At 67.7% G+C, this 25,504-nt stretch carries 22 protein-coding genes and 1 other RNA gene; 5 read left to right on the plus strand and 18 right to left on the minus strand.

Annotated elements, in window-relative coordinates; all coding sequences use genetic code 11:
• Positions 1-23 precede the first annotated feature (23 nt).
• The 12 genes from recJ to hrcA form a co-directional block, all read right to left on the minus strand.
• Positions 24-1,754 (minus strand): single-stranded-DNA-specific exonuclease RecJ, encoded by a 1,731-nt coding sequence (gene recJ / locus VFE83_RS10975; protein WP_324906017.1) that lies wholly within the window; start codon positions 1,752-1,754, stop codon positions 24-26.
• Positions 1,751-2,710, minus strand: coding sequence for a phosphoglycerate mutase (locus VFE83_RS10980; RefSeq protein WP_324906018.1), 960 nt, complete (start codon positions 2,708-2,710; stop codon positions 1,751-1,753). Before VFE83_RS10980 ends, recJ begins: the two co-directional genes overlap by 4 nt.
• Positions 2,711-2,759: 49 nt before the next feature.
• Entirely contained in the window at positions 2,760-3,236 is a 477-nt protein-coding gene (gene greA, locus VFE83_RS10985) for a transcription elongation factor GreA (RefSeq protein ID WP_324906020.1), read from the minus strand.
• A gap of 222 nt (positions 3,237-3,458) precedes the next feature.
• Positions 3,459-6,707 (minus strand): carbamoyl-phosphate synthase large subunit, encoded by a 3,249-nt coding sequence (gene carB / locus VFE83_RS10990; protein WP_324906022.1) that lies wholly within the window; start codon positions 6,705-6,707, stop codon positions 3,459-3,461.
• 8 nt (positions 6,708-6,715) lie between these two features.
• The gene (locus VFE83_RS10995) at positions 6,716-7,159 is read right to left on the minus strand and encodes a DUF6973 domain-containing protein (RefSeq protein ID WP_414674728.1); all 444 of its coding nucleotides are present in this window, start codon (positions 7,157-7,159) and stop codon (positions 6,716-6,718) included.
• Positions 7,156-8,280 (minus strand): glutamine-hydrolyzing carbamoyl-phosphate synthase small subunit, encoded by a 1,125-nt coding sequence (gene carA / locus VFE83_RS11000; RefSeq protein WP_324906025.1) that lies wholly within the window; start codon positions 8,278-8,280, stop codon positions 7,156-7,158. Before carA ends, VFE83_RS10995 begins: the two co-directional genes overlap by 4 nt.
• Positions 8,281-8,471: 191 nt before the next feature.
• Entirely contained in the window at positions 8,472-9,197 is a 726-nt protein-coding gene (gene dapB / locus VFE83_RS11005; protein ID WP_324906027.1) for a 4-hydroxy-tetrahydrodipicolinate reductase, read from the minus strand.
• Positions 9,198-9,329: 132 nt separating this feature from the next.
• Positions 9,330-11,207 (minus strand): DUF3857 domain-containing transglutaminase family protein, encoded by a 1,878-nt coding sequence (locus VFE83_RS11010; protein ID WP_324906029.1) that lies wholly within the window; start codon positions 11,205-11,207, stop codon positions 9,330-9,332.
• Positions 11,208-11,323: 116 nt separating this feature from the next.
• Positions 11,324-12,445, minus strand: coding sequence for a molecular chaperone DnaJ (gene dnaJ, locus VFE83_RS11015; RefSeq protein WP_324906031.1), 1,122 nt, complete (start codon positions 12,443-12,445; stop codon positions 11,324-11,326).
• Between the two features lie 135 nt (positions 12,446-12,580).
• Positions 12,581-14,503, minus strand: coding sequence for a molecular chaperone DnaK (dnaK, locus tag VFE83_RS11020; protein ID WP_324906033.1), 1,923 nt, complete (start codon positions 14,501-14,503; stop codon positions 12,581-12,583).
• Between the two features lie 120 nt (positions 14,504-14,623).
• Complete coding sequence (grpE, locus tag VFE83_RS11025) at positions 14,624-15,148, minus strand: nucleotide exchange factor GrpE (protein WP_414674729.1); 525 nt, start codon at positions 15,146-15,148, stop codon at positions 14,624-14,626.
• Positions 15,149-15,291: 143 nt separating this feature from the next.
• Positions 15,292-16,341 (minus strand): heat-inducible transcriptional repressor HrcA, encoded by a 1,050-nt coding sequence (hrcA, locus tag VFE83_RS11030; protein ID WP_324906037.1) that lies wholly within the window; start codon positions 16,339-16,341, stop codon positions 15,292-15,294.
• A 130-nt stretch (positions 16,342-16,471) separates the two neighbouring features.
• Here hrcA and recN point away from each other — a divergent pair, with 130 nt between their 5' ends.
• Positions 16,472-18,139, plus strand: coding sequence for a DNA repair protein RecN (gene recN, locus VFE83_RS11035; RefSeq protein ID WP_324906039.1), 1,668 nt, complete (start codon positions 16,472-16,474; stop codon positions 18,137-18,139).
• A 100-nt stretch (positions 18,140-18,239) separates the two neighbouring features.
• Here recN and fur read toward each other — a convergent pair whose 3' ends face one another.
• Complete coding sequence (fur, locus tag VFE83_RS11040) at positions 18,240-18,641, minus strand: ferric iron uptake transcriptional regulator (protein WP_324906041.1); 402 nt, start codon at positions 18,639-18,641, stop codon at positions 18,240-18,242.
• Positions 18,642-18,799: 158 nt separating this feature from the next.
• On the opposite strand from fur, the gene VFE83_RS11045 reads away from it, so the two are divergent.
• A complete protein-coding gene (locus tag VFE83_RS11045) occupies positions 18,800-19,195 on the plus strand; it encodes an outer membrane protein assembly factor BamE (RefSeq protein WP_324906412.1) in 396 nt (131 codons plus the stop codon).
• 29 nt (positions 19,196-19,224) lie between these two features.
• Here VFE83_RS11045 and VFE83_RS11050 read toward each other — a convergent pair whose 3' ends face one another.
• Positions 19,225-19,521 carry an RnfH family protein gene (locus tag VFE83_RS11050; protein ID WP_324906043.1) on the minus strand — a complete coding sequence of 99 codons (297 nt, stop codon included), beginning with the start codon at positions 19,519-19,521 and terminating at the stop codon, positions 19,225-19,227.
• Positions 19,518-19,952, minus strand: coding sequence for a type II toxin-antitoxin system RatA family toxin (locus VFE83_RS11055; protein WP_324906045.1), 435 nt, complete (start codon positions 19,950-19,952; stop codon positions 19,518-19,520). The genes VFE83_RS11050 and VFE83_RS11055 overlap by 4 nt, the downstream gene beginning before the upstream one ends.
• Before the next feature lie 59 nt (positions 19,953-20,011).
• Here VFE83_RS11055 and smpB point away from each other — a divergent pair, with 59 nt between their 5' ends.
• Positions 20,012-20,524: an SsrA-binding protein SmpB gene (gene smpB / locus VFE83_RS11060; RefSeq protein ID WP_324906047.1), complete on the plus strand. Its 513-nt coding sequence runs from the start codon at positions 20,012-20,014 to the stop codon at positions 20,522-20,524.
• A gap of 268 nt (positions 20,525-20,792) precedes the next feature.
• Here the strand turns inward: smpB and VFE83_RS11065 are convergent, their stop codons facing one another.
• Entirely contained in the window at positions 20,793-22,997 is a 2,205-nt protein-coding gene (locus VFE83_RS11065; RefSeq protein WP_324906049.1) for a CHASE domain-containing protein, read from the minus strand.
• A 73-nt stretch (positions 22,998-23,070) separates the two neighbouring features.
• On the minus strand, positions 23,071-23,334 hold the full coding sequence (locus tag VFE83_RS11070) for a hypothetical protein (protein WP_324906051.1): 264 nt from the start codon (positions 23,332-23,334) through the stop codon (positions 23,071-23,073).
• 128 nt (positions 23,335-23,462) lie between these two features.
• On the opposite strand from VFE83_RS11070, the gene VFE83_RS11075 reads away from it, so the two are divergent.
• Positions 23,463-23,840 carry a DNA-binding protein gene (locus tag VFE83_RS11075; RefSeq protein WP_324906053.1) on the plus strand — a complete coding sequence of 126 codons (378 nt, stop codon included), beginning with the start codon at positions 23,463-23,465 and terminating at the stop codon, positions 23,838-23,840.
• Positions 23,841-23,930: 90 nt separating this feature from the next.
• Positions 23,931-24,283, plus strand: a transfer-messenger RNA (tmRNA) gene (ssrA, locus tag VFE83_RS11080).
• Here ssrA and VFE83_RS11085 read toward each other — a convergent pair.
• Positions 24,262-25,449, minus strand: a complete 1,188-nt coding sequence (locus VFE83_RS11085; protein WP_324906055.1) for a DNA topoisomerase IB — start codon at positions 25,447-25,449, stop codon at positions 24,262-24,264. The two genes, ssrA and VFE83_RS11085, sit on opposite strands and share 22 nt — an antisense overlap.
• Positions 25,450-25,504 lie beyond the last annotated feature (55 nt).

Genomic DNA, 25,504 nt, shown 5'->3' on the forward strand with positions numbered 1-25,504 from the left:
ACCGACGCTCGTCAGCTGCCCGCTCAGCCGATCCCTTCGCGATGCACGACCACCAGTTGCACCGCCTCACCGCCGCGGTAGTCGTCCGGCTCCAGGCGGTAGGCGATGCGCACGCGCGCGGTCGGTGGATTGCCCGTCCAGCCGCCGAACTCGATGGCGTTGAGGCGCAGGCCGGCGCAGCCGAGTTCGAGCTTGAGGTGGCGCTCGCCGATCACACGCCAGTTGAGAACGTCGAATTCGCCGTCGAATTGCGGCTCCGGGAAGGCCTGGCCCCATGGACCGCCGTCGCGCAGGGCTTCGGCGCTGGCTCGGCAGAACTCTTCGGGATGCAGCTCGCCATCGCTGAGCACGTCGGCCTGCAGCAGCTCAGGGGTCAGCGCCGAATGCGCATAGTCGCGGAACGCATCGGCGAAGGCCGGGAACGAATCGATCCGCAGCGACAGGCCGGCCGCCATCGCGTGGCCTCCGAAACGCTCGATCAGCTGGGGATGGCGCGCCGCCACGCCGGCCAGCGCGTCGCGGATGTGGAAGCCGGGGATCGAGCGCGCCGAACCGCGCAGCGCATCGCTGCCCGGTTCGGCCGGTGCGAACGCGATGACGGGACGATGCAGGCGTTCCTTCATCTTCGACGCCACCAGGCCGACCACGCCGGGATGCCATTCGGCATCGAACAGGCACACCGCCGGCGGCACCACGCCGTCGAGCAGCGTCACCCGCGCGAGGGCGCGTTCGGCGTCGTCGGTCATCTGCTGCTGTACCGCGCGGCGCTCGCTGTTGATCTCGTTGAGCGTGGCCGCGATGTCGCGCGCGCGCGCGAGGTCGTCGGTAAGCAGGCATTCGATGCCCAGCGACATGTCCTCGAGCCGCCCGGCCGCGTTGAGGCGCGGGCCTATCGCGTAGCCGATGTCGCTGGCGGTAAGGCGCCCTGCGTCGCGCTGCGAGACCTCGATCAATGCGCGCAGCCCCGCGCATCCCTGCCCCGCGCGCAGGCGACGCAGGCCCGCGCCGACCAGCGCCCGGTTGTTGGCATCCAGCGGTACGAGATCGGCGACCGTCCCCACGGCAACCAGGTCGAGCAGCCCCTGCAGGTCCGGCTCGCGCTCGCCCAGGGCGCCCTGTTCGCGCAGCCGGCGACGCAGCGCCAGCAGGACGTAGAACATCACGCCGACGCCGGCCAGCGCCTTGCTGGGGAACTCGTCGCCGCGCAGGTTGGGATCGACGATGGCGTCGGCCGGCGGCAGCGTGTCGCCCGGTAGGTGGTGATCGGTGACCAGCACGTCCCAGCCGCGCGACTTCGCCGCGGCAATGCCCGCGTGACAGGCGATGCCGTGATCCACCGTGACCAGCAGTTCGGGCTGCATCGCGGCCAGTTCCTCGACCAGCGCGGGCGATAGCCCGTAGCCATGCACGATGCGGTTGGGCACCGCGTGCGAGACGCGCCGCGCGCCGAGCATGCGCAAGCCACGTACGCCGACGGCGCAGGCCGTGGCGCCGTCGCAGTCGAAATCGCCAACCACCACGATGTGGCGGTCCTGGGCGATCGCCTGCGACAGCAACGCCACGGCGGCATCCAGTCCGCCCAGCCGGTCCGGCGCGACCAGATGCGCGAGGCGCGGCTGTGCGAGCTCTATCGTCGTCGCACCGCGCGCGGCGTACAGGCGGCGGAGTAACGGTGCGAGCATCTCGGGCCACTGGCCCGGCTCGTTCCATGGCTGGGCGCATTCGCGCCGACGCAGGCGTGCGACGGGTTTCATTCGTCGTTCGCGATGCCGACGAAGGACTGCAACTGTCGACGCCAGAAGCGCCAACGCTGCGACCGTGCGATGTCGTACCGCGCACCGTCGTCGAAATCGAATCGAAGCCGCGCCAGCGCGCCTTGCGCCAGCGCCTCGAGCAACGGCGCGAACCAGTCGTTTTCCAGTGCGGCCAAGTCGCGCGCATCGCGCAGATCGATCAGTGCGTCACCGCGCGTGAGCTCGCCGTCCCAGGACGCGGGGCGGGCCTGCACCTGGGCACCGGCGAGGGCCGCCAGTGCGGTCAGCGTCTCGTCGTCGCTGGCGATGCGCGCGTGACGCGACTGCACGCGGTCGGGCAGCGCGCCCGCACCCCAGAACCACAGCGAATTCACCGGCGCCAAGCCGGCGGCTGCGCGCTGCGCGTTGAGCGGATGGTTGTGCAGGACGACCTGCGCCTCGCTGAGCAGCGCGCGCCAGCGGCGACCTTCGGGTCCCTGCGGCAACTCGTCGAAGAGGTCCGCGCCGAGCGCCTGCTCCGGCGACGTGAACTGCGGCAGTTTCGAGCCGGCGGGTACTCGCAGGTACCAGCGCGAGGGCGACGGCGCATCGATCGGGAACCCGGCATCGCCGAACAGTGGCTTGAGCGGACGCAACAGCGACGCGGCGTCGTCGGCCGTGAGATTCAATGCCTGACCGTACGACAGCAGCCTCGCGCCGTTGATGTCCGGCCGCACGTAGGCGGGATCCGCACGCAGCCAGATCGCGCCTGCCGCATCGCCGACGTCGCGCTGCCGCGCCGCCGCCGCTACTGGCCAGCCACGCGGCAACACGTCGAGGACGTCCGCCAGCGCATCGGCCTCGCGTCGTGAATGGTCCGCACGCGCAAGCGCACGCCCGGTGGCCTCGGACAGGCGCTGTCCGCCGAAGCGCGAACGTGCAGGCAGCAGCAGCGTGATGGTTTGCGCGGAAGCCAAGAGCCTCTCTCCCCGCCCGCCCTGCGCTGCATGCAGGGACGGGCGCTGCTCAGCCGGCGTAGCTGACGCCGACGATCTCGTACTCGCGGATGCCGCCCGGCGCGTCGATGGTGATGGTGTCGCCTTCGTGCTTGCCGATCAGCGCGCGCGCCACCGGCGACGAGATGGCGATCAGGCCCTGCTTGATGTCGGCCTCCAGGTCGCCAACGATCTGGTAGCGCCTGGATTCGTCGGTTTCGGTGTCGGCCAGATCCACCGTTGCGCCGAACACGACGCGCGACCCGGCGTTGAGCGAGGACACGTCGATGATCTGCGCGTGCGACAGCTCGGCTTCGAGTTGCTTGATGCGGCCTTCGATGAAGCCCTGCTGCTCGCGGGCCGCCGCGTACTCGGCGTTTTCCTTGAGGTCGCCGTGCGCTCGCGCTTCGGCGATCGCGTTGATGACGGCCGGCCGCTTGACCGACTTCAATTCTTCCAGTTCGGCGCGCAGACGCTGCGCGCCCTGAAGGGTGATGGGTGCTCGCATTGCTTGTTCTTCCTGTGCGCCGGACGCGGGGTCCGGCGATGGCGATAGGCGGATTCTGTATCAGAAGGGCGCCGGGGTGAACCCGTTGACTCCGCGACGGGCGTTCTGGAGCCGCCCTCCGGCCAAAGCAGGAATCCGGCAGCCCGCCGCGTCACGGGCTCGGTCGGCGTGATACCTGCAAGGGTGGATCCCCGCCTTCGCGGGGATGACGGCCTTGAGCCCTTACGCGCCCTGCACTTCCGCGTGCAGCTCCTGCAGCGACCAGACGGGGCCGGTGCCGCGGTATTCCAGCGAGTTCACCAGTGCACGCGCGCCCGACACGGTGGTCGAGTACGTGACGCGGTGCTGGAGCGCCTCGCGGCGGATCGAGAACGAGTCGTTGATCGCCTGGCGACCTTCCGTGGTGTTGACGATGTAGACGATCTCGCCGTTCTTGATCAGGTCGACCACGTGCGGACGGCCTTCGGTGACCTTGTTGATGCGCTCGCACTCCAGGCCCTGCTCCGTGAGGAACCGGTGCGTGCCTTCGGTCGCGACCAGCGCGTAGCCACGCTTGACCAGGTCCTGCGCCACCGGCAACACGCGTTTCTTGTCCGGATCGCGCACCGAGATGAACACCTTGCCGCCGGCCGGCAGCGCCTTGATGCCGCCGGCTTCCTGCGCGCGCGCCATCGCCGCACCGAAGTTGCGGCCCACGCCCATCACCTCGCCGGTGGAGCGCATTTCCGGCCCGAGGATCGGGTCCACGCCCTGGAACTTGGCGAACGGGAAGATCGCCTCCTTCACCGAGTAGTAGTCGGGAACGATCTCCTTGGTGGCGCCCTGCTCGGCCAGCGTCTTGCCGACCATGCAGCGCGCGGCAATCTTCGCCAGTGCCATGCCGGTGGCCTTGGACACGAACGGCACGGTGCGCGAGGCACGCGGGTTCACTTCGATCAGGTAGATGGTTTCGTTGCCCTGCTCGTCGAAGGTGATCGCGAACTGGGTGTTCATCAGTCCGACGACCTTCAGCGACTTGGCCAGCGCCACCACCTGCTCGCGCAGCTTGCCCTGCACGGCCGGCGTCAGCGAGTACGGCGGCAGCGAGCACGACGAGTCGCCCGAATGCACGCCGGCTTCCTCGATATGCTCCATCACGCCGGCAACCAGCACGTTGCCGTACTTGTCGGCGATGACGTCGACGTCGACTTCCACGGCGTTGTCGAGGAAGCGGTCCAGCAGCACCGGCGAATCGTTGGACACCTTCACCGCGTCGCGGATGTAACGATGCAGGTCGGCGTCGCCGTGCACGATCTCCATCGCGCGGCCGCCCAGCACATAGCTGGGACGCACGACCAGCGGGTAACCGATCTGCGAGGCCAGCACGATGGCTTCTTCCGGATTGCGCGCGGTGCGGTTGAGCGGCTGCGCCAGGCCCAGGTCCTGAACCAGCTTCTGGAAGCGCTCGCGGTCCTCGGCCAGGTCGATGCTGTCCGGCGTGGTGCCGATGATCGGCACGCCATTGGCTTCCAGCGCGCGCGCCAGCTTCAGCGGGGTCTGGCCGCCGTACTGCACGATCACGCCCTTGGGCTTCTCCAGGTCCGCGATTTCCAGCACGTCTTCCAGCGTCAGCGGCTCGAAGTACAGGCGGTCGGACGTGTCGTAGTCGGTCGAGACGGTTTCCGGGTTGCAGTTGACCATGATGGTCTCGTACCCGTCCTCGCGCAGGGCGAGTGCCGCGTGCACGCAGCAGTAGTCGAACTCGATGCCCTGGCCGATGCGGTTGGGACCGCCGCCGAGCACGATGATCTTGTCGCGGTTGCTCGGGTTGGCCTCGCACTCGTCCTCGTACGTGGAGTACATGTACGCGGTGGTGGTGGCGAACTCCGCCGCGCACGAGTCCACGCGCTTGTACACGGGGCGCACGCCGAAGGCGCGGCGCAGCGTGCGCACCGCGGTTTCGTCAGTGCCGGTGAGCTGCGCCAGGCGCGCGTCGGAGAAGCCCATGCGCTTGAGCACGCGCATGCGGCTCTTGTCGAGCGCGGACAACCCAGCCTCGGCGACGTCCTTCTCTGCCGCGATGATCTCCTCGATCTGGTCCAGGAACCACGGATCGACGAACGACAGCGCGTGCACGTCCTCCACGCTCATGCCGGCACGGAACGCATCGCCGATGTAGAACATGCGCTCCGGACCCGGCTCCTTCAGCTCGCGGCGCAGCTTGGCCAGGTCGTCGTCGCTCGACAGGTCCAGGCCGGTGGGGTCGAGGCCGACCTTGCCGGTCTCCAACCCACGCAGCGCCTTCTGCAGCGATTCCTGGAAAGTGCGGCCCATGGCCATCACTTCGCCGACGGACTTCATCTGCGTGGTCAGCCGCGCGTCGGCCTGCGGGAACTTCTCGAACGCGAAGCGCGGAATCTTGGTGACGACGTAGTCGATGCTCGGCTCAAACGAAGCCGGCGTCGCGCCGACGGTGATCTCGTTGCGAAGCTCGTCGAGCGTGTAGCCCACGGCGAGCTTGGCGGCGATCTTGGCGATCGGGAAGCCCGTGGCCTTGGACGCCAGCGCCGAGGAACGCGACACGCGCGGGTTCATCTCGATGACGACGACACGACCGTTCGTGGCGTTGATGCCGAACTGCACGTTCGAGCCGCCGGTGTCCACGCCGATCTTGCGCAGCACCGCGATGGAGGCATCACGCAGGCGCTGGTATTCCTTGTCGGTGAGCGTCTGCGCCGGCGCGACGGTGATCGAGTCGCCGGTGTGCACGCCCATCGCATCGAAGTTCTCGATGGAGCAGACGATGATGCAGTTGTCCGCCTTGTCGCGGACCACTTCCATCTCGAACTCCTTCCAGCCCAGCACCGACTCCTCGACGAGGATCTCGTGCACGGGCGAGAGCTCGAGGCCGCGCTTGGCGATCTCCTCGAACTCTTCCTTGTTGTAGGCAATGCCGCCACCGGTGCCACCCAGCGTGAACGACGGGCGGATGATGGTCGGATAGCCGACCTTCGCCTGGATCTCCACCGCCTGCTCGAAGTTGCGGGCGACTTCGGCCTTCGGGCATTCCAGGCCGATCTCGGCCATGGCCACGCGGAACAGCTCGCGGTCTTCGGCCATGCGGATCGCCTCGCGCGAGGCGCCGATCAGCTCGACGTTGTACTTCTCGAGCACGCCGTTGTCGGCCAGGTCGAGTGCACAGTTGAGAGCCGTCTGGCCGCCCATGGTCGGCAGCAGCGCGTCAGGCTTTTCCTTGGCGATGATCTTCTCGACCGTCTGCCAGTTGATCGGCTCGATGTACACAGCGTCGGCCATGTTCGGGTCGGTCATGATCGTGGCCGGGTTGCTGTTGACCAGCACCACGCGGTAACCCTCGTCGCGCAGCGCCTTGCACGCCTGCGCGCCGGAGTAGTCGAACTCGCAGGCCTGGCCGATCACGATCGGACCGGCGCCGATGATCAGGACGGTTTTGATGTCGGTGCGCTTGGGCATGGGGGTCCTCAGTAAAGTCGTTCCTGCCACGCGGCGGGCGCGAGCCAGGTGATCTGGTCGGGCGATCGGGCGTCGATCGCGCCATGGTTCACGGCAGCAAGCACCGCCTGCTGCATGGCGTTCCAGCTGTCGGCGGTCGCGCCGATGCGCGCGCCGAACCGGTTGTTGTGCGCATCCATCGCACGGGCCGCGTTGCCCTGCCCGCCCCGCTCCATCACGCGCGTAACCCAGTCCACGCAGCGCGGTGACAGCGTGTAGGCGACGATCGCGCTGGCGAGCGAGTGGCGGTACGCATCGGCCGGGCCGTTGCGACCGCCGGGCAGTCCGGCAGCGAAGAACTGCGAGTAGGTGGCCGTCATCACGAATGCCGGATAGGCACCCAGCACCGCCGCAAGAACGAACAATCTGCGCCAATGGCGCTTGCGGACGGGCTTGGCGGCCGCCGGGCTCACTTCGCCGCTTGCATCGAGGCGACGAACCGGTCGAACAACGGCGCCACATCGTGCGGGCCGGGGCTCGCTTCCGGGTGCCCCTGGAAGCTGAAGGCCGGCGCATCGGTCAGCTCGATGCCCTGGTTGGTACCGTCGAACAGCGAACGGTGGATCACGCGCACGTTGGCCGGCAGCGTCGACTCGTCGACGGCGAAACCGTGGTTCTGCGAGGTGATCATCACCCGGCCGGTGTCGAGGTCCTGCACCGGATGGTTCGCACCGTGATGGCCGTGCGGCATCTTCACGGTCTGGCCGCCCGCGGCCAGCGCCAGCAGCTGATGGCCCAGGCAGATGCCGAAGGTCGGGATCTTCGCGGCAATGAATTCCTTGATGGCCGCGATGGCGTAGTCGCACGGCGCCGGATCGCCCGGGCCATTGGACAGGAACACGCCGTCGGGCTTGAGCGCGAAGACCTCGGACGCCGGGGTCTGCGCCGGCACGACGGTGAGCTTGCAGCCACGCTCGGCCAGCATGCGCAGGATGTTGTACTTGACGCCGTAGTCGTACGCGACGACGTGGAACTTGGGCTCCGCCGTCACGAACGCGTTGCGGTCCAGGTCCAGCTGGCCATCGCGCCACTCGTACCGCTCGCGCACGCTGACTTCCTTGGCCAGGTCCATGCCCTTCAGGCCGGGGAACTTGCGCGCGGCTTCCAGCGCCCTGTCGACATCGATCTCACCGGCCATCAGCGCGCCGTTCTGCGCGCCCTTGTCGCGCAGAATGCGCGTGAGTTTGCGCGTGTCGATGTCGGCGATGGCGACGATGCCGCGCGCCTTGAGCCATTCCGGCAGCGACACCTGGCTGCGCCAGTTGCTGGGACGGCGCGGCACGTTGCGCACGATCAGGCCGGCGGCCCACGCGCGGGCGGCTTCGTCGTCCTGGTCGGTACAACCGGTGTTGCCGATGTGCGGATACGTCAGCGTCACCAGCTGGCGGGCGTAGGAGGGGTCCGTGAGGATTTCCTGGTAGCCGGTGATGGCCGTGTTGAATACGACTTCACCGACCGAAAGGCCGGGCGCGCCTACGGAAACGCCCTCGAAGAGGGTGCCGTCTTCGAGCGCGAGGATTGCGGGTTGGGTCACGGGGATCGCCTTGGCTGCCGGGGGGTGCTGACCCTTCCCGCCGCGCAACGCCAAATTCGGGTTGCAGCAAAACGCGGACGCGGTGCGGGACCGGTCCGACGGAAGGGGTTCAGGCGAGCCGGAATTCTAGCGGGACGAGGCCGGTAACGCCAGCGTCATGTGCACGAAGTGCGCCCCGCCGCGGCGGCCGTTCAGGACAGCAGGTCGCGCAGCCTGTAGCGCCCGGGAGCGCGGCCGGCCAGCTTCGCGGCCGCGTGCAGCGCGCCGCGGGCAAAGATGTCGCGGTTGGTGGCACGGTGGATCAGCTCGATGCGCTCTCCCGGCGCGGCGAACTGCACCAGATGCTCGCCGACGATGTCGCCTGCGCGCAGCGAGGCATAGCGCGGCGTCGCCCCGCCCTGCTCAGCGCTTGCGCCCAGCGCGAGTGCGGTGCCCGAAGGCGCGTCCTTCTTGTGCACATGGTGCGACTCCACGATGTCGCAATCCCAACCCGGCAGCGCCTGAGCCGCACGCTCGACCAATTCGCCGAGGATGGCCACGCCGAGGCTGAAATTGGCCGCCCACAACAGCGGAATCTGCTGCGCGGCGCGATCCACCGCTTCGCGCTGGTGCTCCTCCAGCCCCGTGGTGCCCGACACCAGCGCGGCACCGCGCTGTTCGCACAGCGCGAGGATGGGATCGAAGCCCTGTGGCAGGCTGAAATCGATGGCGACATCGAACTGCGGCGCACCGGAAAGCTCCGAAGCCGCGAACTGGGCCACGCCGTCGACCACGCGCTGCGCCGGCTGCGAACGCTGTACCGCCGCCACGACAATCAGGTCGCTACGCTCGCCGGCCAGTCGAAGCAGCGCCCGGCCCATGCGGCCGGATGCGCCGTGGATGAGGATGCGGGTCTGCGGAGGGGTGTGATCGCTCATGCGGTCAGTCTGAAGGCGCGCATCAGCTGCGACAAGCGTTCATGTGGACACGCCAGTGCCGCGGCGCCTCGCAATGAAGAAGGCCGCGGACGAGCCGCGGCCTTCCGGTGACCTGGCCCGATCGAGGGCCCGTTACTGGTACACGACCTGCGCGCGCAGATTGGCGAGCACCTTGCGCATGAAGTCCTTGTATTCCTGGTTGTACTCGGGCTGGCAGAGCGGACCGGGCGTGAGGTCCTCCAGCACCCGGCTCACGCGCAGCGTGTTGCCATCGCGCTTGTAGGTGGCTCGATAGCTGAACGCACGGCCCTTCAGTTCTACGTCCGAGGGAATCGCCGCAAGTTGCAGGGGCGGGGCGAATTCGATCTCGTAATCCTCCTGCGAAGAACCACTTCCGCACACCACCGGCCTGGTTTCGTCCACTTCCATGTTCGCCTGGGACGCGAAGCGCATCACCGGCGCCGCCGTGGAGAACAGCGGCGCCAGCGCGATCGCGCCAGGCACCGGCATCGCCTGCCCGACGCTGAAGCTCACCTGGTAGCGATAGCTGTCCTCCAGCGCCTGTGGGTCGTCCATTTGCATGCTGCCGGTGCCATTGGCGCCCATCTGCTGGAAATAGCGCTTCACGCCCTGCGACGCTTGTTCGGCCGTCGTGCCGCGGAAGGCCGCACGCATGCCGACGGCGTACAGGCCCTTCAGTTCCACGTCCGATTCGCCGGCGATCGAGCCATCGGCCGCTACCTTCAGTCGGGTCTTCACCGTCTGGCGGGCACTGCCGGGCACCATCGAAGGCGTCGTCGTTCCATCGCGATAGCCATCCACGCGGAAGACGGGCTTGCCCATGGCGCTTTGGGGAAGCATGCCGAAGGGAATGCCCTTCGCCGTCGCGTCCAGGTACAGGTCCCATTCGGGCAGATAGGTGATGACGTGGTTGACCATTGACACCGCGGGCGTGCGCGGCAGCAGGTAGAGGCTTCCGGAATTGATCAGCGCCTGCGTGGCCGAAATGTTCCGGGCGGTCATCAGGGCCTGTAGCAACGTGGCGTGGTCCTTGCAGTCGCCCATCTTGTTGTCGAGCACGAAGTCCAGATCGTGCGGCACCACGGCCCCCAGTCCGATGCAGTTGCCGGCGTAGGTGATGTTGGTGGACACCCACTCGTACAGTGCCCTGGCTACGTCGCGGGGCTCCTTGCGGGTTCCGGCGATCTCGTCGGCCAGCGTTCGGATGCGGGGCGTTACCGCCGCCTTCACGGACGCGCGCGCGCCGTAGGCCTGTGCGATGTCGCCGTAACTGGCGAACGTCGAGTACACCAGCCCGGGATGGTCCTCGAAGCGGAATAGCGCGCCGGTCTCGTCGGGCATCAACGGCTGGCGGTTCTGGAAGCGCCAGTGACTCAGGCGACGCCCGCCCACCACTTCATCGCGCACCCGCTCCATCTGCCACGCTTCCGACTGGACAGGCAGTTGCGCGGGCGCGTCGAAGCGCACGTCGACCTGGCCGTAATAGGTTTGCGGGGAGAACGATTCGACTTCGGAAAAATGGTGGTCGAACATCGGCTGCGAACCGGTCAGCCGGTACTTGAACACCGTCGTGTCGCCCACGGCGAGCTCGGGGAAGACCACGGTCAACGACGTCACATCGGAAAAGACCGGACCGCCATCGCCGTGGCCGCCGTTGGTCTGGACCTGGTAGTTCGACTTCGGCACCGGCAGGCGGCGTCCGTCAGCCTTCAGCGTGTAAGCCTCCAGCACGTCGACCTTCTGGATGCTGGTGCTGTAGTCGATGGACGCATCCTTGACGTATTCCAGCGCATCAGCCTTGAGCACCTTGATCGCGCGTTCGCGCGTCTCGGTGAACGAGCCGTTGGGCTGGATGACATACGCGATGTCCAGGCGCTCGATCTGCGCCGAGCGCTCGCCTTCGGGCTGTACGGCCGGCGCAGCAGCCGCCGGCGCACACGCGAACGACCACGCGGCCGCGAGGGCCAGCGCCTTTGCTTGGTTCAACATGGGTTCCCCTTGTCCCGGTGAATCCGTCACCGTCGGGGAATCCTAGCGCAGGTACTGGCACGCACAAAAAAAGGCCGCGGTACTGCCGCGGCCTTTTTTCGACGCCAAGCGACGCCTCAGGACGTCATCCGGTCCCAGAACCCCTTGACGCCATCCATGAAGGTGGACGACTTGGGCGAGTGGCGTCGTGCGTTTTCGCCGACGAAGGTGGATTCGAACTTCTCCAGCAACTCGCGTTGTTCGTTGGTCAGGTTGACCGGCGTTTCGACGACGACGCGGCAGTACAGGTCGCCCGGCTTGCGGCTGCGCACCGACTTGACGCCCAGGTCGCGCAGGCGGAACAGCCTGCCCGTCTGCGTCTCGGCCGGGATGCGCAGCTCGGCCTCGCCGCCCAGCGTGGGCACGCGGACGGTGTCGCCCAGCGCCGCCTGCGAGATGCGGATCGGCACTTCGCAATGCAGGTCGTCGCCGTCGCGCTGGAAGATCTCGTGTTCGCGCACGCGCACGTCGACGTACAGATCGCCCGGTGGCGAACCGGCAGGACCGGCCTCGCCCTCGCCCGCCAGGCGGATTCGGTCGCCGTTGTCGACCCCGGCGGGAATCTTCACCTGCAGCGTCTTCGTGCGCTCGACCCGGCCTTGGCCGTCGCAGTCCGCGCACGGATTGCTGACGATCTTGCCGCGACCGGCGCAATGCGGGCATGCCTGCTGCATCGAGAAGATGCCGCGCTGGAAACGCACCTGGCCCCGGCCGTGGCAGGTCGCGCATGTCTCCAGCTTGCCGTCGGCCGAACCGGTGCCGACACAGGTGGTGCATTCGTCGAGCGTGGGGATCTCGATGGTCTTCTCGACCCCGCCGACCGCTTCCTCCAGCGACAGCTCCATCACGTAGCCGATGTCGGCGCCGCGACGCGGACCGCGCGCGGCACCACCGCCGAAGATGTTCCCGAAGATGTCGCCGAAGATGTCGCCCATGTCGGCGTAACCCGCGCCACCGCCACCGCCCATGCCGTGTTCGAACGCGGCGTGGCCGTGCTGGTCGTAAGCGCGACGCCGGCTGGCATCGGACAGCACTTCGTACGCTTCCTTGCACTCCTTGAACGACGCCTCGGCGGCTGCATCGCCCGGATTGCGGTCCGGGTGGTACTTCATCGCGCAGCGGCGATAGGCCTTCTTCAGGTCCTCGTCGGAGGCATCGCGGGCCACGCCCAGCACTTCGTAGTAGTCGCGTTTGCTCATGGAGCCGGAAATCGGGAGTTGGGAATGGGAAATCGTTTGGAGCGGCCTTCCGGCCTACGGACACAAGAACGGGAATTGGGACGGTGAAAGCAGGCTGCCCTCACGATTCCCAATTCCCGGTTCCCTATTCCCGTCTTACTTCTTGTCGTCCTTGACTTCGGTGAACTCGGCGTCGACCACGTCGTCGGACTTGGCGCCGCCCGAGGGACCTGCGCCGGCGTCCGGGCCGCCCGGCTGGCCGGCCGAAGCAGCGGCCGCGAACAGCGACTGCGCGGCCTCTTCCAGCGCCTTCGACTTGGCCTCGATCTGCGCCTTGTCGTCGCCCTTCATGGCCGTTTCCAGTTCGGCGATGGCGCCTTCGGTGCGGCCGATCACGTCGCCCGGCACCTTGTCGCCGTTGTCCTTGATGGCGCTGCGCGCGGTGTGGATCAGCGCGTCCGCGTGGTTGCGGGCTTGCACCAACTCGTGGAACTTCTGGTCTTCCTCGCGGTGGGCTTCGGCGTCGGCCACCATCTTGGCGATCTCGTCCTCGGACAGGCCCGAACCGGCCTTGATCTCGACCTTCTGCTCCTTGCCGGTCTTCTTGTCCTTGGCCGACACGTGCAGGATGCCGTTGGCGTCGATGTCGAACGACACCTCCACCTGCGGCATGCCGCGCGGTGCGGCCTCGATGCCGGTCAGGTCGAAGCGGGCCAGCGACTTGTTGTAGCGGGCCTGCTCGCGCTCACCCTGCAGCACGTGCACGGTAACGGCCGACTGATTGTCCTCGGCCGTGGAGAACACCTGCGAGGCCTTGGTCGGGATGGTGGTGTTCTTCTCGATGATCTTGGTCATCACGCCGCCCAGGGTCTCGATGCCCAGCGACAGCGGGGTGACGTCCAGCAGCAGCACGTCCTTGACGTCGCCCTGCAGCACGCCACCCTGGATGGCCGCGCCCACGGCGACGGCTTCGTCCGGGTTGACGTCCTTGCGCGGCTCCTTGCCAAAGAACTCGGCCACGGCCGACTGCACCTTCGGCATGCGGGTCTGGCCGCCGACCAGGATCACCTCGCTGATCTCGCTGGCACGCAGGCCGGCGTCGTTCAGCGCGATGCGGCACGGTTCGATCGTGCGCTTGACCAGGTCGTCCACCAGCGCTTCCAGCTTGGCGCGGGTCAGCTTGATGTTGAGGTGCTTCGGGCCCGAGGCATCGGCCGTCACGTACGGCAGGTTCACTTCGGTCTGCTGGGCGCTGGACAGCTCGATCTTGGCGCGCTCGGCGGCGTCTTTCAGGCGCTGCAGGGCCAGCGGGTCCTTGCGCAGGTCGATGCCCTGGTCCTTCTGGAACTCCTCGACGAGGTAGTCGATGACACGCTTGTCGAAGTCCTCGCCACCCAGGAAGGTGTCGCCGTTGGTCGAAAGCACTTCGACCTGCATCTCGCCGTCGACCGAGGCGATCTCGATGATCGACACGTCGAACGTGCCGCCGCCGAGGTCGTAGACCGCGACCTTGCGATCGCCGCCCTTCTTGTCCATGCCGTAGGCCAGCGCGGCCGCGGTGGGCTCGTTGATGATGCGCTTGACGTCCAGACCCGCGATCTTGCCCGCGTCCTTGGTCGCCTGGCGCTGGCTGTCGTTGAAGTACGCCGGCACGGTGATGACGGCCTCGGTCACCGTCTCGCCCAGGTAGGCCTCGGCGGTCTTCTTCATCTTGGCCAGCACTTCGGCCGAAATCTGCTGCGGGGCCATCTTGCGGCCCTCGGAGGTCTCGACCCACGCGTCGCCGTTTTCATGCTGCGTGATCTTGTACGGGACGAGGCCGATGTCCTTCTGCACTTCAGCGTCGGTGAACTTGCGACCGATGAGGCGCTTGACGGCGAAGAAGGTGTTCTTCGGATTGGTCACGGCCTGGCGCTTGGCCGAGGCGCCGACCAGGACTTCGCCGTCCTTGGTGAAGGCGACGATGGACGGGGTGGTGCGGTCGCCTTCGGCGTTTTCGATGACGCGCGCCTTGCCGCCTTCCATGATCGCCACGCACGAATTGGTCGTGCCGAGATCGATACCGATGATCTTGCCCATGGTGATTGCTCCCTCTCGAATGCTTTGAATGCTGGGGCGGTAACGCACCGCCGATGTCCGCTATCTGGGGGTTTGGCCCTGCCCTTCAAGGGCGGGCGCCGCCGGATCGGTGCCTTCCGCTCAGTCGTGCCGGGCGACGACGACCAGCGCCGGACGCAGGAGACGCTCGTTCAGCAGCCAGCCCTTCTGGTAGACCTGCACCACGTCGCCGGGCGCGTGGCCCGCGGCCTCGACCATGCTCATGGCCTGGTGCTTCTCCGGATCGAACGGCTGGCCGACCGGATCGACCGCGACCAGGCCGTTGTCCGATGCCACCTTCAGCAGCTGGCGCAGCGTCAGTTCCATGCCTTCGCGCAGGTGCTGAGCGGTATCGGCCTGCACCGACAGGCCCGCTTCGAGGCTGTCGATGACGGGGAGCAGTTCGCCGAGCAGGCGCTCGTTGGCGAACTTGCGCGCCATCTCAACCTCGCGCGCCATGCGTCGGCGCTGGTTCTCCAGATCGGCGCGCTCGCGCAGCGAGTCCTCGCGAAGCTGCGCGGCCTCGGCGCGGGCCGCCTCGAGCTGTGCGGACAGGTCCGCGCCGGACTCGTCGACGGGAGCCTGCGTGGTCTCGTTGGGTTCGCCGGAAGTGATGCTGGAAGTCATGCGGTTGCTCCATCCCTGCGCCATGGGCGCTCAAACATGCGAAAAGCCGCGCTCGGCGGCGCGTCAGGCCAGCAATGGGGCCGGCCTGCAGGCTTTCAAGACGAATCGCGGCCCGCGTGCCGGTCAGGTGGGCCCAGGCCGGGTCAGGTTTCCGGCTGCAATGCCGCGCCCAGCGCGTCAGCGGCGGCCTGCACGACCGGGATCACGCGGTCGTAGGCCATGCGGCTGGGGCCGATGACCCCGAGCACGCCCAGCACCTGGCCCGCTCCGCTGGCGTAGGGGGCGGTTACCAGCGACATGCCTTCCAGGGGTGCCAGCCCGGTCTCCTCGCCGATGAAGATGCGCACGCCCGGCGCCTGCACGGTGCGTTCGAGCAGTTGCAGGATCTCGCGCTTGCGGGCAAAGGCGTCGAACAGTTCGCGCAGGCGGTCCAGGTCGGCCAGTTCCTGCACGCCCATCAGCCGGGTCTGGCCGGCCAGCACCATGTCGTCGCCGCCGGGCGCGAGCGCCTGCTCGGCCAGTTCCACCGACTGGGTCAGCAGCACCTGCATTTCGTCCTGTGCGCTGCGCAACTCGCGCAGCAGCGTGCCGCGGATGTCGGCGATGGTGCGGCCGGCGAAATGGGCATTGAGGTAGTTGGCCACGCGCTCCAGCTCGCCCGCGTCGAACGGACGACGGGTCTGGACCATGCGGTTCTGCACCTCGTTGTCGGCGAAGACCAGGATCGCCAGCACGCGCGGACCGTCCAGCGGCACGAACTCGATGCGCCGGAACGCGAACTGCTCGCGCCTGGGCACGCTGACCACGCCGACGAAATGGGTCATCGCCGAGAGCAGCTCCGACGCGCTGCCCAGCAGCGCCTGCGTGCCGGTGCCGACCGGCAGCTCGCCGCGCAGGCGCGCCACGTCGGTGTCCGGCAGCGGACGCACCTGCAGCAGCGAGTCCACGAACAGGCGGTAGCCCTGCGCGGTCGGCACGCGACCCGCCGAATGGTGCGGCGCGCTGAGCAAGCCCACGTCTTCCAGGTCGGCCAGGATGTTGCGGACCGTCGCCGGACTGATGTCCAGCCCCGAATGCCGCGCCAGGGTCTGGGAGCCGACCGGCTCGCCGCTGCGGATGTAATGGCCGATCAGCGTGCGCAGCAGCTGCCGGGCGCGCGGGTCGAGGGAGGGATCAGCGGGTTTGCGGCTCATGCCGGGATATTTGACGGCCACCGCGTCTCACGCAAGCCGTCACGGTCGCGCAACCCGGATCGGCTATTCGCTTCCGGTGAGACGGCCGCCCGCTATCACGCGCACCCCACACAGGGCAAAATCGCGCTCCATGCTCGTCCACCTTTCGCTCAAGCAATTCGCCGTCGTCACCGAAGCCGAACTGGCCTTCGGCCCCGGCCTGACCGTGATCTCCGGCGAAACCGGCGCCGGCAAGTCGCTGCTGGTCGACGCCCTGGGCCTGCTGTCCGGCCTGCGCGCCGACAGCGGCGTGGTCCGCCACGGCGCCGATCGCGCCGAACTGGTCGCCGAATTCGCCCTCGGCGACGTTCCCAAGGCCAGCGAATGGCTGCGCGAAAACGAGCTCGACGAGGACGACGCCTGCCAGATCCGCCGCGTGATCCGGGCCGACGGCGGCTCGCGCGCCTGGGTCAACGGCCGGCCGGTCACGCTGGGCCAGCTGGGCGAACTCGCCGGGCTGCTGGTGGAGATCCATGGGCAGCACGAACATCAGGCGCTGATGTCGCGCCCCAGCCAGCTGGCACTGCTGGACGCCTTCGGCCGCACCGACAGCGAACGCCGCGCGGTCGAGGCCGCCGCGGCTCGCTGGAGCGCACTGCTCGCCGAACGCGACGCCCTGTCGGCGCGCGGCGACGTCTCCGACCGCATCGAGTGGCTCCAGCACCAGCACGCCGAACTAGACCGCGAGGAACTGGAGCCCGAAGCCATCGCCCGGCTGCAGGCCGACCATCGTCGGCACGCGCACGCGGCCGGCCTGATCGCCGCCTGCGACGGCGCCTTCGCGCAACTGGGCGGCGAGGAAGGTCCTTCGCTCTCGCGCAGCCTGCAGCACGTGCGTTCCGACCTGCAGCGCGTGGCCGAGCACGAGCCGCGCCTGAGCGAAGTCGACGCCATGCTGGACGCCGCTGCGATCCAGGTGGACGAGGCACTGGCCCTTCTCGACCGCGTGCGCAGCGATCTGGATCTGGATCCATCCGCGTTCGAAGCCATCGAACAGCGCCTGGGCCGCCTGCACGAACTCGCGCGCAAGCACCGCGTCACGCCAGACCAGTTGGCGGGTCATCGCGACGGCATCGCCGCGGAGCTGGAAACCCTGCGCGGCGCCGGCGAACGCCTGGTGCATCTGGATGCCGAGATCGACGCTGCACGCAGGGACTGGCGCGCTGCCGCCGACGTGCTGGGCCAGCGCCGCCGCGAGGCCGCGCGCCGCCTGGCCGACAGCACCACCGCGCTGATTTCCGAACTGGGCATGGGCGGTGGCCGCTTCGACGTCCAGCTGGAGCCCGTGGAGGGCGACCGCCCCGACCCGCAGGGCGGCGAACGCGTGGAATTCATGGTCGCGGCCAACCCGGGCCAGCCCGCGCGTGCGCTGCGCAAGGTGGCTTCCGGCGGCGAACTGTCGCGCATCTCGCTGGCCATCGAAGTGGCGGCGTTGGGCCTGGACGCGGTACCGACGATGGTGTTCGACGAGGTCGACACCGGCATCGGCGGTGCGGTCGCGGACATCGTCGGGCAGAAGCTGCGCGCGCTCGGCGCCAGCCGCCAGGTGCTGTGCGTGACCCATCTGCCGCAGGTGGCCGCACAGGGCCACGCGCACTACCGCGTCAGCAAGGCGGCCAGCGAAGGCGTGACCCAGAGCGCGGTGACGCTGCTCAAGGCCAGGGAACGCGAGGAAGAACTGGCCCGCATGCTGGGTGGCGTCGAGCTGACCCGCGAGGCGCGCGCGGCGGCGAAGCGGCTGCTGGCGGACGTGGTCTGACGCGACTCGGAAACAACAAAAAAGCCCGCCAATGGCGGGCTTTCTTGCTGGGCCGGGTTCTGCCGGCCGGATCGCGAATCCGTGATCCCGAATCGCGGCGTCAACGCTTCTTGCGCACGTACAACACCAGCGAGTGCTCCTCGATCTCGTAACCGTGCCTGGCGGCGATCTTGCGCTGCAGTTCCTCGATCTCGGCGCTTTCGAACTCGATGATCTTGCCGTTCTCGATGTCGACCATGTGGTCGTGGTGATGCCCACGGTCCAGTTCGTAGACCGATTGGCCAGCCTCGAAGTTGTGCTTGAGCACCAGGCCGGCGGCTTCGAACTGGGTCAGCACGCGGTACACGGTGGCCAGGCCGATGTCCTCGCCCTGCTCCAGCAGGCTGCGATAGATGTCTTCGGCCGTCATGTGGCGCGGCTTGGACTGCTCCAGCAGCTCAAGGATCCGCAGGCGCGGATGGGTGACCTTGAGCCCGGCGTTGCGGAGGTCTTGCGATTCCATGGTGTCCCTCATTGACTCTGATCCGCGTCGGTGCGGCAGCGCCGCAACGTCGGATGAACGCGGCCGCCGGGGGCCGCGCCAGCGCTTGGTGGATGCGCCCTTCAGTGTATCATCGCCGCGTTATCCGCCTGTCGCAGATCCCGATGCCCAAGCCCACGATGCACAAGCTCCTGCTGGTCCTTTCCATCGCCATGGTCACCAGCGGCTGCGGCATCCTCTACAAGCAGCCCATCTACCAGGGCAACCTGCTCGAGAAGGCCAACGTCGACCAGCTGCAGACCGGCATGAGCAAGCAGCAGGTCCAGCTGCTGCTGGGTTCGCCGTCCATCGAGGATCCGTTCCACCACGACCGCTGGGACTACGCGGCCACGCAGCGCACCAACCGGCGCGGCACCACCGAGAAGAAGAACCTGACGCTGTGGTTCGAGAACGACTCGCTGGTGAAGTGGGAAGGCGACTACTTCCCCGAGCAGGACGAGCAGCTGGCACGCCAGACGGTCAAGCAGTTCGGCCGCAACCTGCCGAAGGAAAAGGACAAGCGTCGCGGACGTTGATCCCTTCGCGGTCCTGTTTGAAAACCCGGCTACGGCCGGGTTTTCTGCTTTTGCGGACCCCTGCCCTGCGCCAGCTTCGACTCGGCACGGCGCCGCCGCGATTCCTTGGGGTCGGCGAGCAGCGGCCGCAGCAGTTCGACGCGGTCGCCATCGCGCAATACGGTTTCCAGCGTGGCACGCACGCCGAACACGGCATGACCGACGATTTCCGCGTCACCCGCGAGTCCCGCTGCGGTCACCGCGGCGGCAATCGTGGCGCCTTCGGGCAGTTCCACCTCGACCGCATCGAATCGCCGCGGCCAGGCGCGGACGACCTGCACTTTCACGCCTCGTCCCCGCGATCGGCCACACGGACGAAGTCGTCGACCATGCGATCGGCCAGCCCCTGGAAGCCCACGGCCATCGCCGGCCCAAGCAGCTTCACCTTCGGCTCGAAGCTCAACGTCAGCGTGACCTTGCAGGCCGATTCGTCGAGCGCATGGAACTCCCAGCGGCCGCCCAGGCTCTGGAACGGCCCCTCGACCAGCTTCAGGTCGATGTGGTGCGGCGCGCTGGTGGTGTTCTCGGTGGTGAACCAAGTGCGCAGTGCGCCAAAACCGATGTCCAGCCGCGCGACCAGGCGCCCGTCCTCCTGTTCCAGCACCGTCGCCGATTCGCACCAGCTGAAGCGCCGCGGATAGGCGGCCACGTCGTTGACCAGCGCGAACATGCGCGCAGCGGAGTGTTCGACCAGGGCGGAGCGACGGATGGTCTGCATGCGGGACGGCGTTCCAGGGGCGGTATCGCCCTGCCCCCGCTTTCGGGGACAATGGAGCGATGTCCAAGAATTCCAACAAGAAGACCGGCAAGGATAAGGGAAAGGGCAGCGCTGGCGGCACCATCGCGCTGAACAAGCGCGCCCGCCACGAGTACCACCTTGAGGAGAAGTTCGAAGCCGGCCTGGCCTTGCAGGGCTGGGAACTGAAGGCGATCCGCGCCGGCCGCGCCAACATCGGCGAGGCTTACGCCGTCGTGCGCGACGGCGAGATGTTCCTGTTCGGCGCGCAGATCACGCCGCTGATCTCCGCCTCCACCCACGTGGTCGCCGAGGAGCGCCGCACCCGCAAGCTGCTGCTGCACCGGCACGAGATCGACAACCTGATCGGCCGCGTCCAGCGCGACGGCTATACCGTGGTGCCCACCGCGCTGTACTGGAAGGGCAACAAGGTCAAGGCGGAAGTGGCGCTGGCCAAGGGCAAGCAGGCGCACGACAAGCGCGAGGCCAGCAAGGAACGCGACTGGCAGCGCGAGAAGCAGCGATTGCTGCGGCGGCACAACAAGGACGCTTGAACCAGGCTGCGCCTGGTTGTTCCCGGACCGGTCCGGGAACCCCGTGGTTTGCACAGCAACCCACGGGCCGCGAACAGTGCACTTTCCATCTCCCCATTCGCGCCTGCGGCGCGAATCGCCCCCAACTAGGGGGCTGGCAGCGGTCCATCCCTATCTTGCGGAGGATGGACGCATTCCGGCGAAAGACGACCCGCGCCGGTGGTCACGGCAATGAGGTTGACGCAGGCATCCTCGCGCACGTTGCCTGTCCCTTCATTGGCCGTGCCGCTCAGTCGGACAGCTTCTCGCGTGGCAGCGTGAACCAGAACGTGGCGCCCTTCCCCACTTCGCCTTCCGCGCGGATGCTGCCGCCATGGCGCTCGACGATGCGCTTTACCGAGGCCAGGCCGATGCCGTGGCCGGCGAAATCGTCGTTGTGGTGCAGGCGCTGGAACGGGCGGAACAGCTTGTCCACGTACTCCTGCGAGAAGCCCGCGCCGTTGTCGCGCACGAAGTATTCCGTGCCGTGATCGGTCGCCACCGAACCGAATTCGATGCGCGCGTCCTCGCGATCGCGGGTGAACTTCCACGCATTGCCCAGCAGGTTGCCGAGCAGGTTACGCAGCAGCGTCGCGTCGCCGATCACGAACAGGTCCGGCTGGATCTGCACGTCGACGCTGCGCTTGCCGCCTCCCGCCACGCGCAGTTCTTCCACCACTTCCGTGGCGATGCGGCTCAGGTCCACGCGCTCCAGCCGCAGTTCGCCGCGGCTTACGCGCGACATCTTGAGCAGCGCGTCGATGAGTTCGCCCATGCGTGCAGCCGCCCGACGGACGCGCACCAGGTAAGCGCGCCCGGTGTCGTCCATGCCCGCGGAATGGCGTTCGATCAGGATCCGGCTGAAGCCGTCGATCGCGCGCAGCGGTGCGCGCAGGTCGTGCGAGACGCTGTAGGCGAAGGCCTCCAGCTCCTGGTTGGCCTGGCTCAATTCGCGCGTACGCAGCGCCACGCGCGCCTCCAGCGTGCGGTTGAGCGCGTGCACGCGAGCCTCCGCGCGCAGGCGCTCGGTGACGTCCTCGACCTGCACCAGCCCGGCGATGTCCTGGCCGATGTTGCCCGGCACCGGCGCGTAGGTGAGCTGCGCCTGGCGTGGCTCGCCGCCTTCGCGATGCAGCCGCCTGGTCGCGCGATGCACGCCCTGCGCGTCCGTCTTGCCGCTGGGATGGGCGATGAGTTCCGGCTCGTCGCTCTCGAACAACGCATCGAAGCGCATGCCCACCAGTGCTTCCGGCGTCATGCCTACGATGGTCGACAAGGCGGGATTGGCTTCGACGATATGGCCCTCGCTGTCCAGCAGGGCCTTGCCGATGGCCGAGTAACGCATCGCGCTGCGGAAGCGCTGCTCGCTGCGACGGTAGTCCTCGGTCATGCGCACGGCGATGCGATACGCCTGCGCTTCGGTGCGTGCCAGCATCCAGGCGATGGCGTACAGCAGCAACGACGAGAACAATCCGAGTGCCAGCAGGTTCTGCAGGCCCTCCAGGCGCGGTGCGGCCACCGCGAGCGGCGCCGATTCGTAGTCCACGCGCCAGCACCGTCCGTACAGTTCCAGCGTGGCCTGATGGCGGAACGCGGGCGGTGGACGGTCGCGCGGCGCATAGGTCGCGAACAACAATCTCGGTTCGCCGTCGGAGACATCGAACACGCGGAAGTGCGCGTCGCTGCGCGTTACGCCCAGCGCATTGCGCACAAATCCCTCCATCCGCAGCGGCACGTACACCCAGCCCTGCATCTCCTCGCGCCGCGAGGTGACGGTGCCCGGGCGGGCACCGCCGCGGTACACCGGCAGATACAGCAGCAGCCCCGTGTTGCGCAGCGAGCCGTCCTGGATCAGATGTACCGGACCGCTGAGCGTGGCATTGCCGCTTTCCATGGCATGGGTCATGGCCGCACGGCGCACATCCTCGGAAAACATGTCGAACCCGATCGCGCTGACGTTGGCGGGCGTCTTCGGCTCCAGGTAAAGGATCGGACCGTAGTCCGCCCGCTTCCCGCGCGGCCAGATCTCGAGCAGGCCGTGGCCGGCTTCGCGCCATTCCAGTTGCAGATCGGCCAGTCGCGTGGCCGGAACGAACTCGGCGAAGCCCAGACCCACCATGCCCGGAAAACGGCGCTGCAGGTCCATGCCATCGACATAGCCCTGCCACTGCATCGGCGACGGACGCGGGCGGGTCACGGAGGCGAACATCGACACGCCGCCGCGCGCCACCAGTTCATAGCGGGTCATGCCCTGGCGCAGCTGCTCGGTGATCTCGGCGGTCCTGCTGACAAACTCGTCCCGCGCCGCGCGCAGTTCGCGTTCCCGGGCTGCGCGCCAGGCGGTGAACACCAGTACCAGCGAACCGACCAGCACGATCAGCGCCAGCAGATAGCCTCGTCGGGGCGACAGTTCGGCCAGCTCGGGCGTGCGGACTTCGCGGTCGTCGGGGCTCATGCCCCAAGCATACCGTCCCGAGAATCTGTCGCATTCAGCTGGCGCTGACGCCGGGGCCGGCCGGAGCTCACGGTCAATTCGGGATCATGGCCGTCGCCTTCGCGGCAGCCGCTTCCTGCCCCATTGGCAGGGCCAGCAACTGGGTAGCCTCCACCCTGAATCCGCACGCGCGAGCCATGATCAACGCGCGTTTGCGCGTGGTCACGAAGCCGCGCTTGCGCATCCGTCGCAGCATCTCGCCACTGATTCCTGCTGCCTTGGCGGCCGCCTGGACCGTCTGGAAGCAGGCCACGTATCGCTCGACCGGGTTGGCCACGATGTCCATATCGTCGTTCATGCCGACATGAATACCACCGTCATGAGCACGTTTCAACAACTCGAATGTGCATTATTCTCAGGCGACGTACGCAACAATAAGTTGTGGCCGCAACTTTCCGTTTGGTGGTCGCGAACGAGCTCAGGGACATGGCCGCCTCAAATCCGCACAAGGACTTCGCAGACCGCCTGCAACAGGCATTGGACTACGCCGGATTTCCCGGAGATTCGGAGCGCATCGGGCGCCTGGCCGAGGAGTACGACGTCAGCCGCGAGACCGCACGCAAATGGTTGCGCGGCCTGGCCCTGCCCGAGCTGCAACGCATGCTGCAACTGGCCGTACAACAGCGCATCAGCTTCGAATGGCTGGCCACGGGTCGCGGCACCCTCGAGGGCGTGAACCTGCACGTGCGCGAGCCGTCCGGGAAATACGAGGACGCCGAGGAACTGCGCCTGATCGGCGCAGTGCGCAAGCTGTCGCGCAAGAAGCGCCGGGCGCTGCTGCAGCTTCTGGAAAACGAGCACTGAGCAGTTGAACGCGCGCCGACCGGGCACTGCGCAGAGCTTGTGTGAGGCTTCTTCGCCCCTATACTGGTCTGGTCAGCGCGAGCTGTCCCCGGGGGTGCACTGGCTTCGACGGGGGTTGCGAAATCGCCTGGCGCATGCCGAGGGGGTAGCTTTCCTCGTAAATCCAGCTGCAAACTCATAGTTGCCAACGACGACAACTACGCTCTGGCCGCTTAAGGCCTAGCCCCGAAACTGCTTGTGTCCGTGTTCGCAGCGTAGGGTCACTATCACGGAATCGCCGGGAGCGGCCGCCTGTCAGCCTCCGGTTAACCCAAAACAGGCTGGTCCGCCGATGCGCTTCGCGCACCGTGCTGTCGGAGGACGAGACTCAACGGTGAGCTAAGCATGTAGTGCCGGGGATGGAGTGCCTTCGGACGGCGGTTCAATTCCGCCCACCTCCACCATCTTTCGAACGAGGCCGCCTCAGGCGGCCTTTTTCTTTGCGTGCGTTCTGGCGCGAGGCCTTCGCGCTTGCCAGCGCCTGGCGGTGGCTGCGCCGCAACAGGCGCAACGCGGCCAGTTCCCACTGGCGTTCGCCGCGGGCGTTGGCGACGCAGCGGTGCAGGCGGCCGTCCTCCCAGCATTCGAATACCAGCGGGTCGATGTACGACTTGCGGCACACCGCGGGCGTGTTGCCCAGGGTCGCGGCGACCTGCTTGATCACCTCGTTGCGCAACGCCGTCATCTGCGTGACGTGCGCGGCGCCGTCCTCGTGCCGCGGTACTTCATGCGCGGCCAGCAGGCGGATCGCGACCAGCGTGCCGCCCCAGGTGCGGAAATCCTTGGCGGTGAATTCCTCGCCCATCGCCTCGCGCAGGTAGTCGTTGACCATGCCCGAGTCGACCGGCTGGGTCTGGCCGTCGTCGTCCAGGTACTGGAACAGCATCTGCCCCGGCAACTGCTGGCAGCTGCGCATCAGCCGCGCCAGGCGCGCGTTGTCAAGCACGACGTTGTGCTCCAGACCCGCCTTGCCGCGGAAATGCAGGTGTGCGCGGCCGCCACGCAGGAACTCGACGTGATGGTTGCGCAGCGTGGTCAGCCCATACGAGCGGTTGCCGCGCGCGTACTCGGCATTGCCGATGCGCAGCAGCGTATCGGCCAGTACCGACACGACGATGGCCAGCACCTTCTCGCGGCCGAAGCCGGGACGCGCCAAGTCCCGGCGCAGCACGCGCCGCAGCCGCGGCAACGCGGCGGCGAAGGCGACGATGCGGTCGAACTTGCGTGCGTCGCGCACTTCCTTCCAGCGCGGGTGGTAGCGGTACTGCTTGCGTCCGCGTGCATCGCGGCCCGACGCCTGCAGGTGACCGCGGGCGTGGCGGCAGATCCAGACATCGCGATACGCCGGCGGAATCGCCAGCGAACGGATGCGCGCCAGCGTGTCCGCATCGCGCACCACCTGTCCTTCCGGATCGAGGTAGCAGAAGCCCTTGCCGCTGCGCCGCCGCCGCAGGCCGGGCTGCTCGTCGGTCACGTAGAGCAGGCCGCCGTCGGCAGCGGACTCGACATGGGCGCCGTTGTTGCGTTGATCCCCGTTGCCGGAGCCGCCGTTCGTGCTTGCCTGCTTCATGCCGCAAGCATCGGTGCGCGTGCATCAACGTCGCGTCGACTCATCCATTGCGACG

This window comes from Lysobacter sp., from assembly GCF_035655815.1.
In the GTDB taxonomy this organism is placed as follows: domain Bacteria; phylum Pseudomonadota; class Gammaproteobacteria; order Xanthomonadales; family Xanthomonadaceae; genus Lysobacter_J.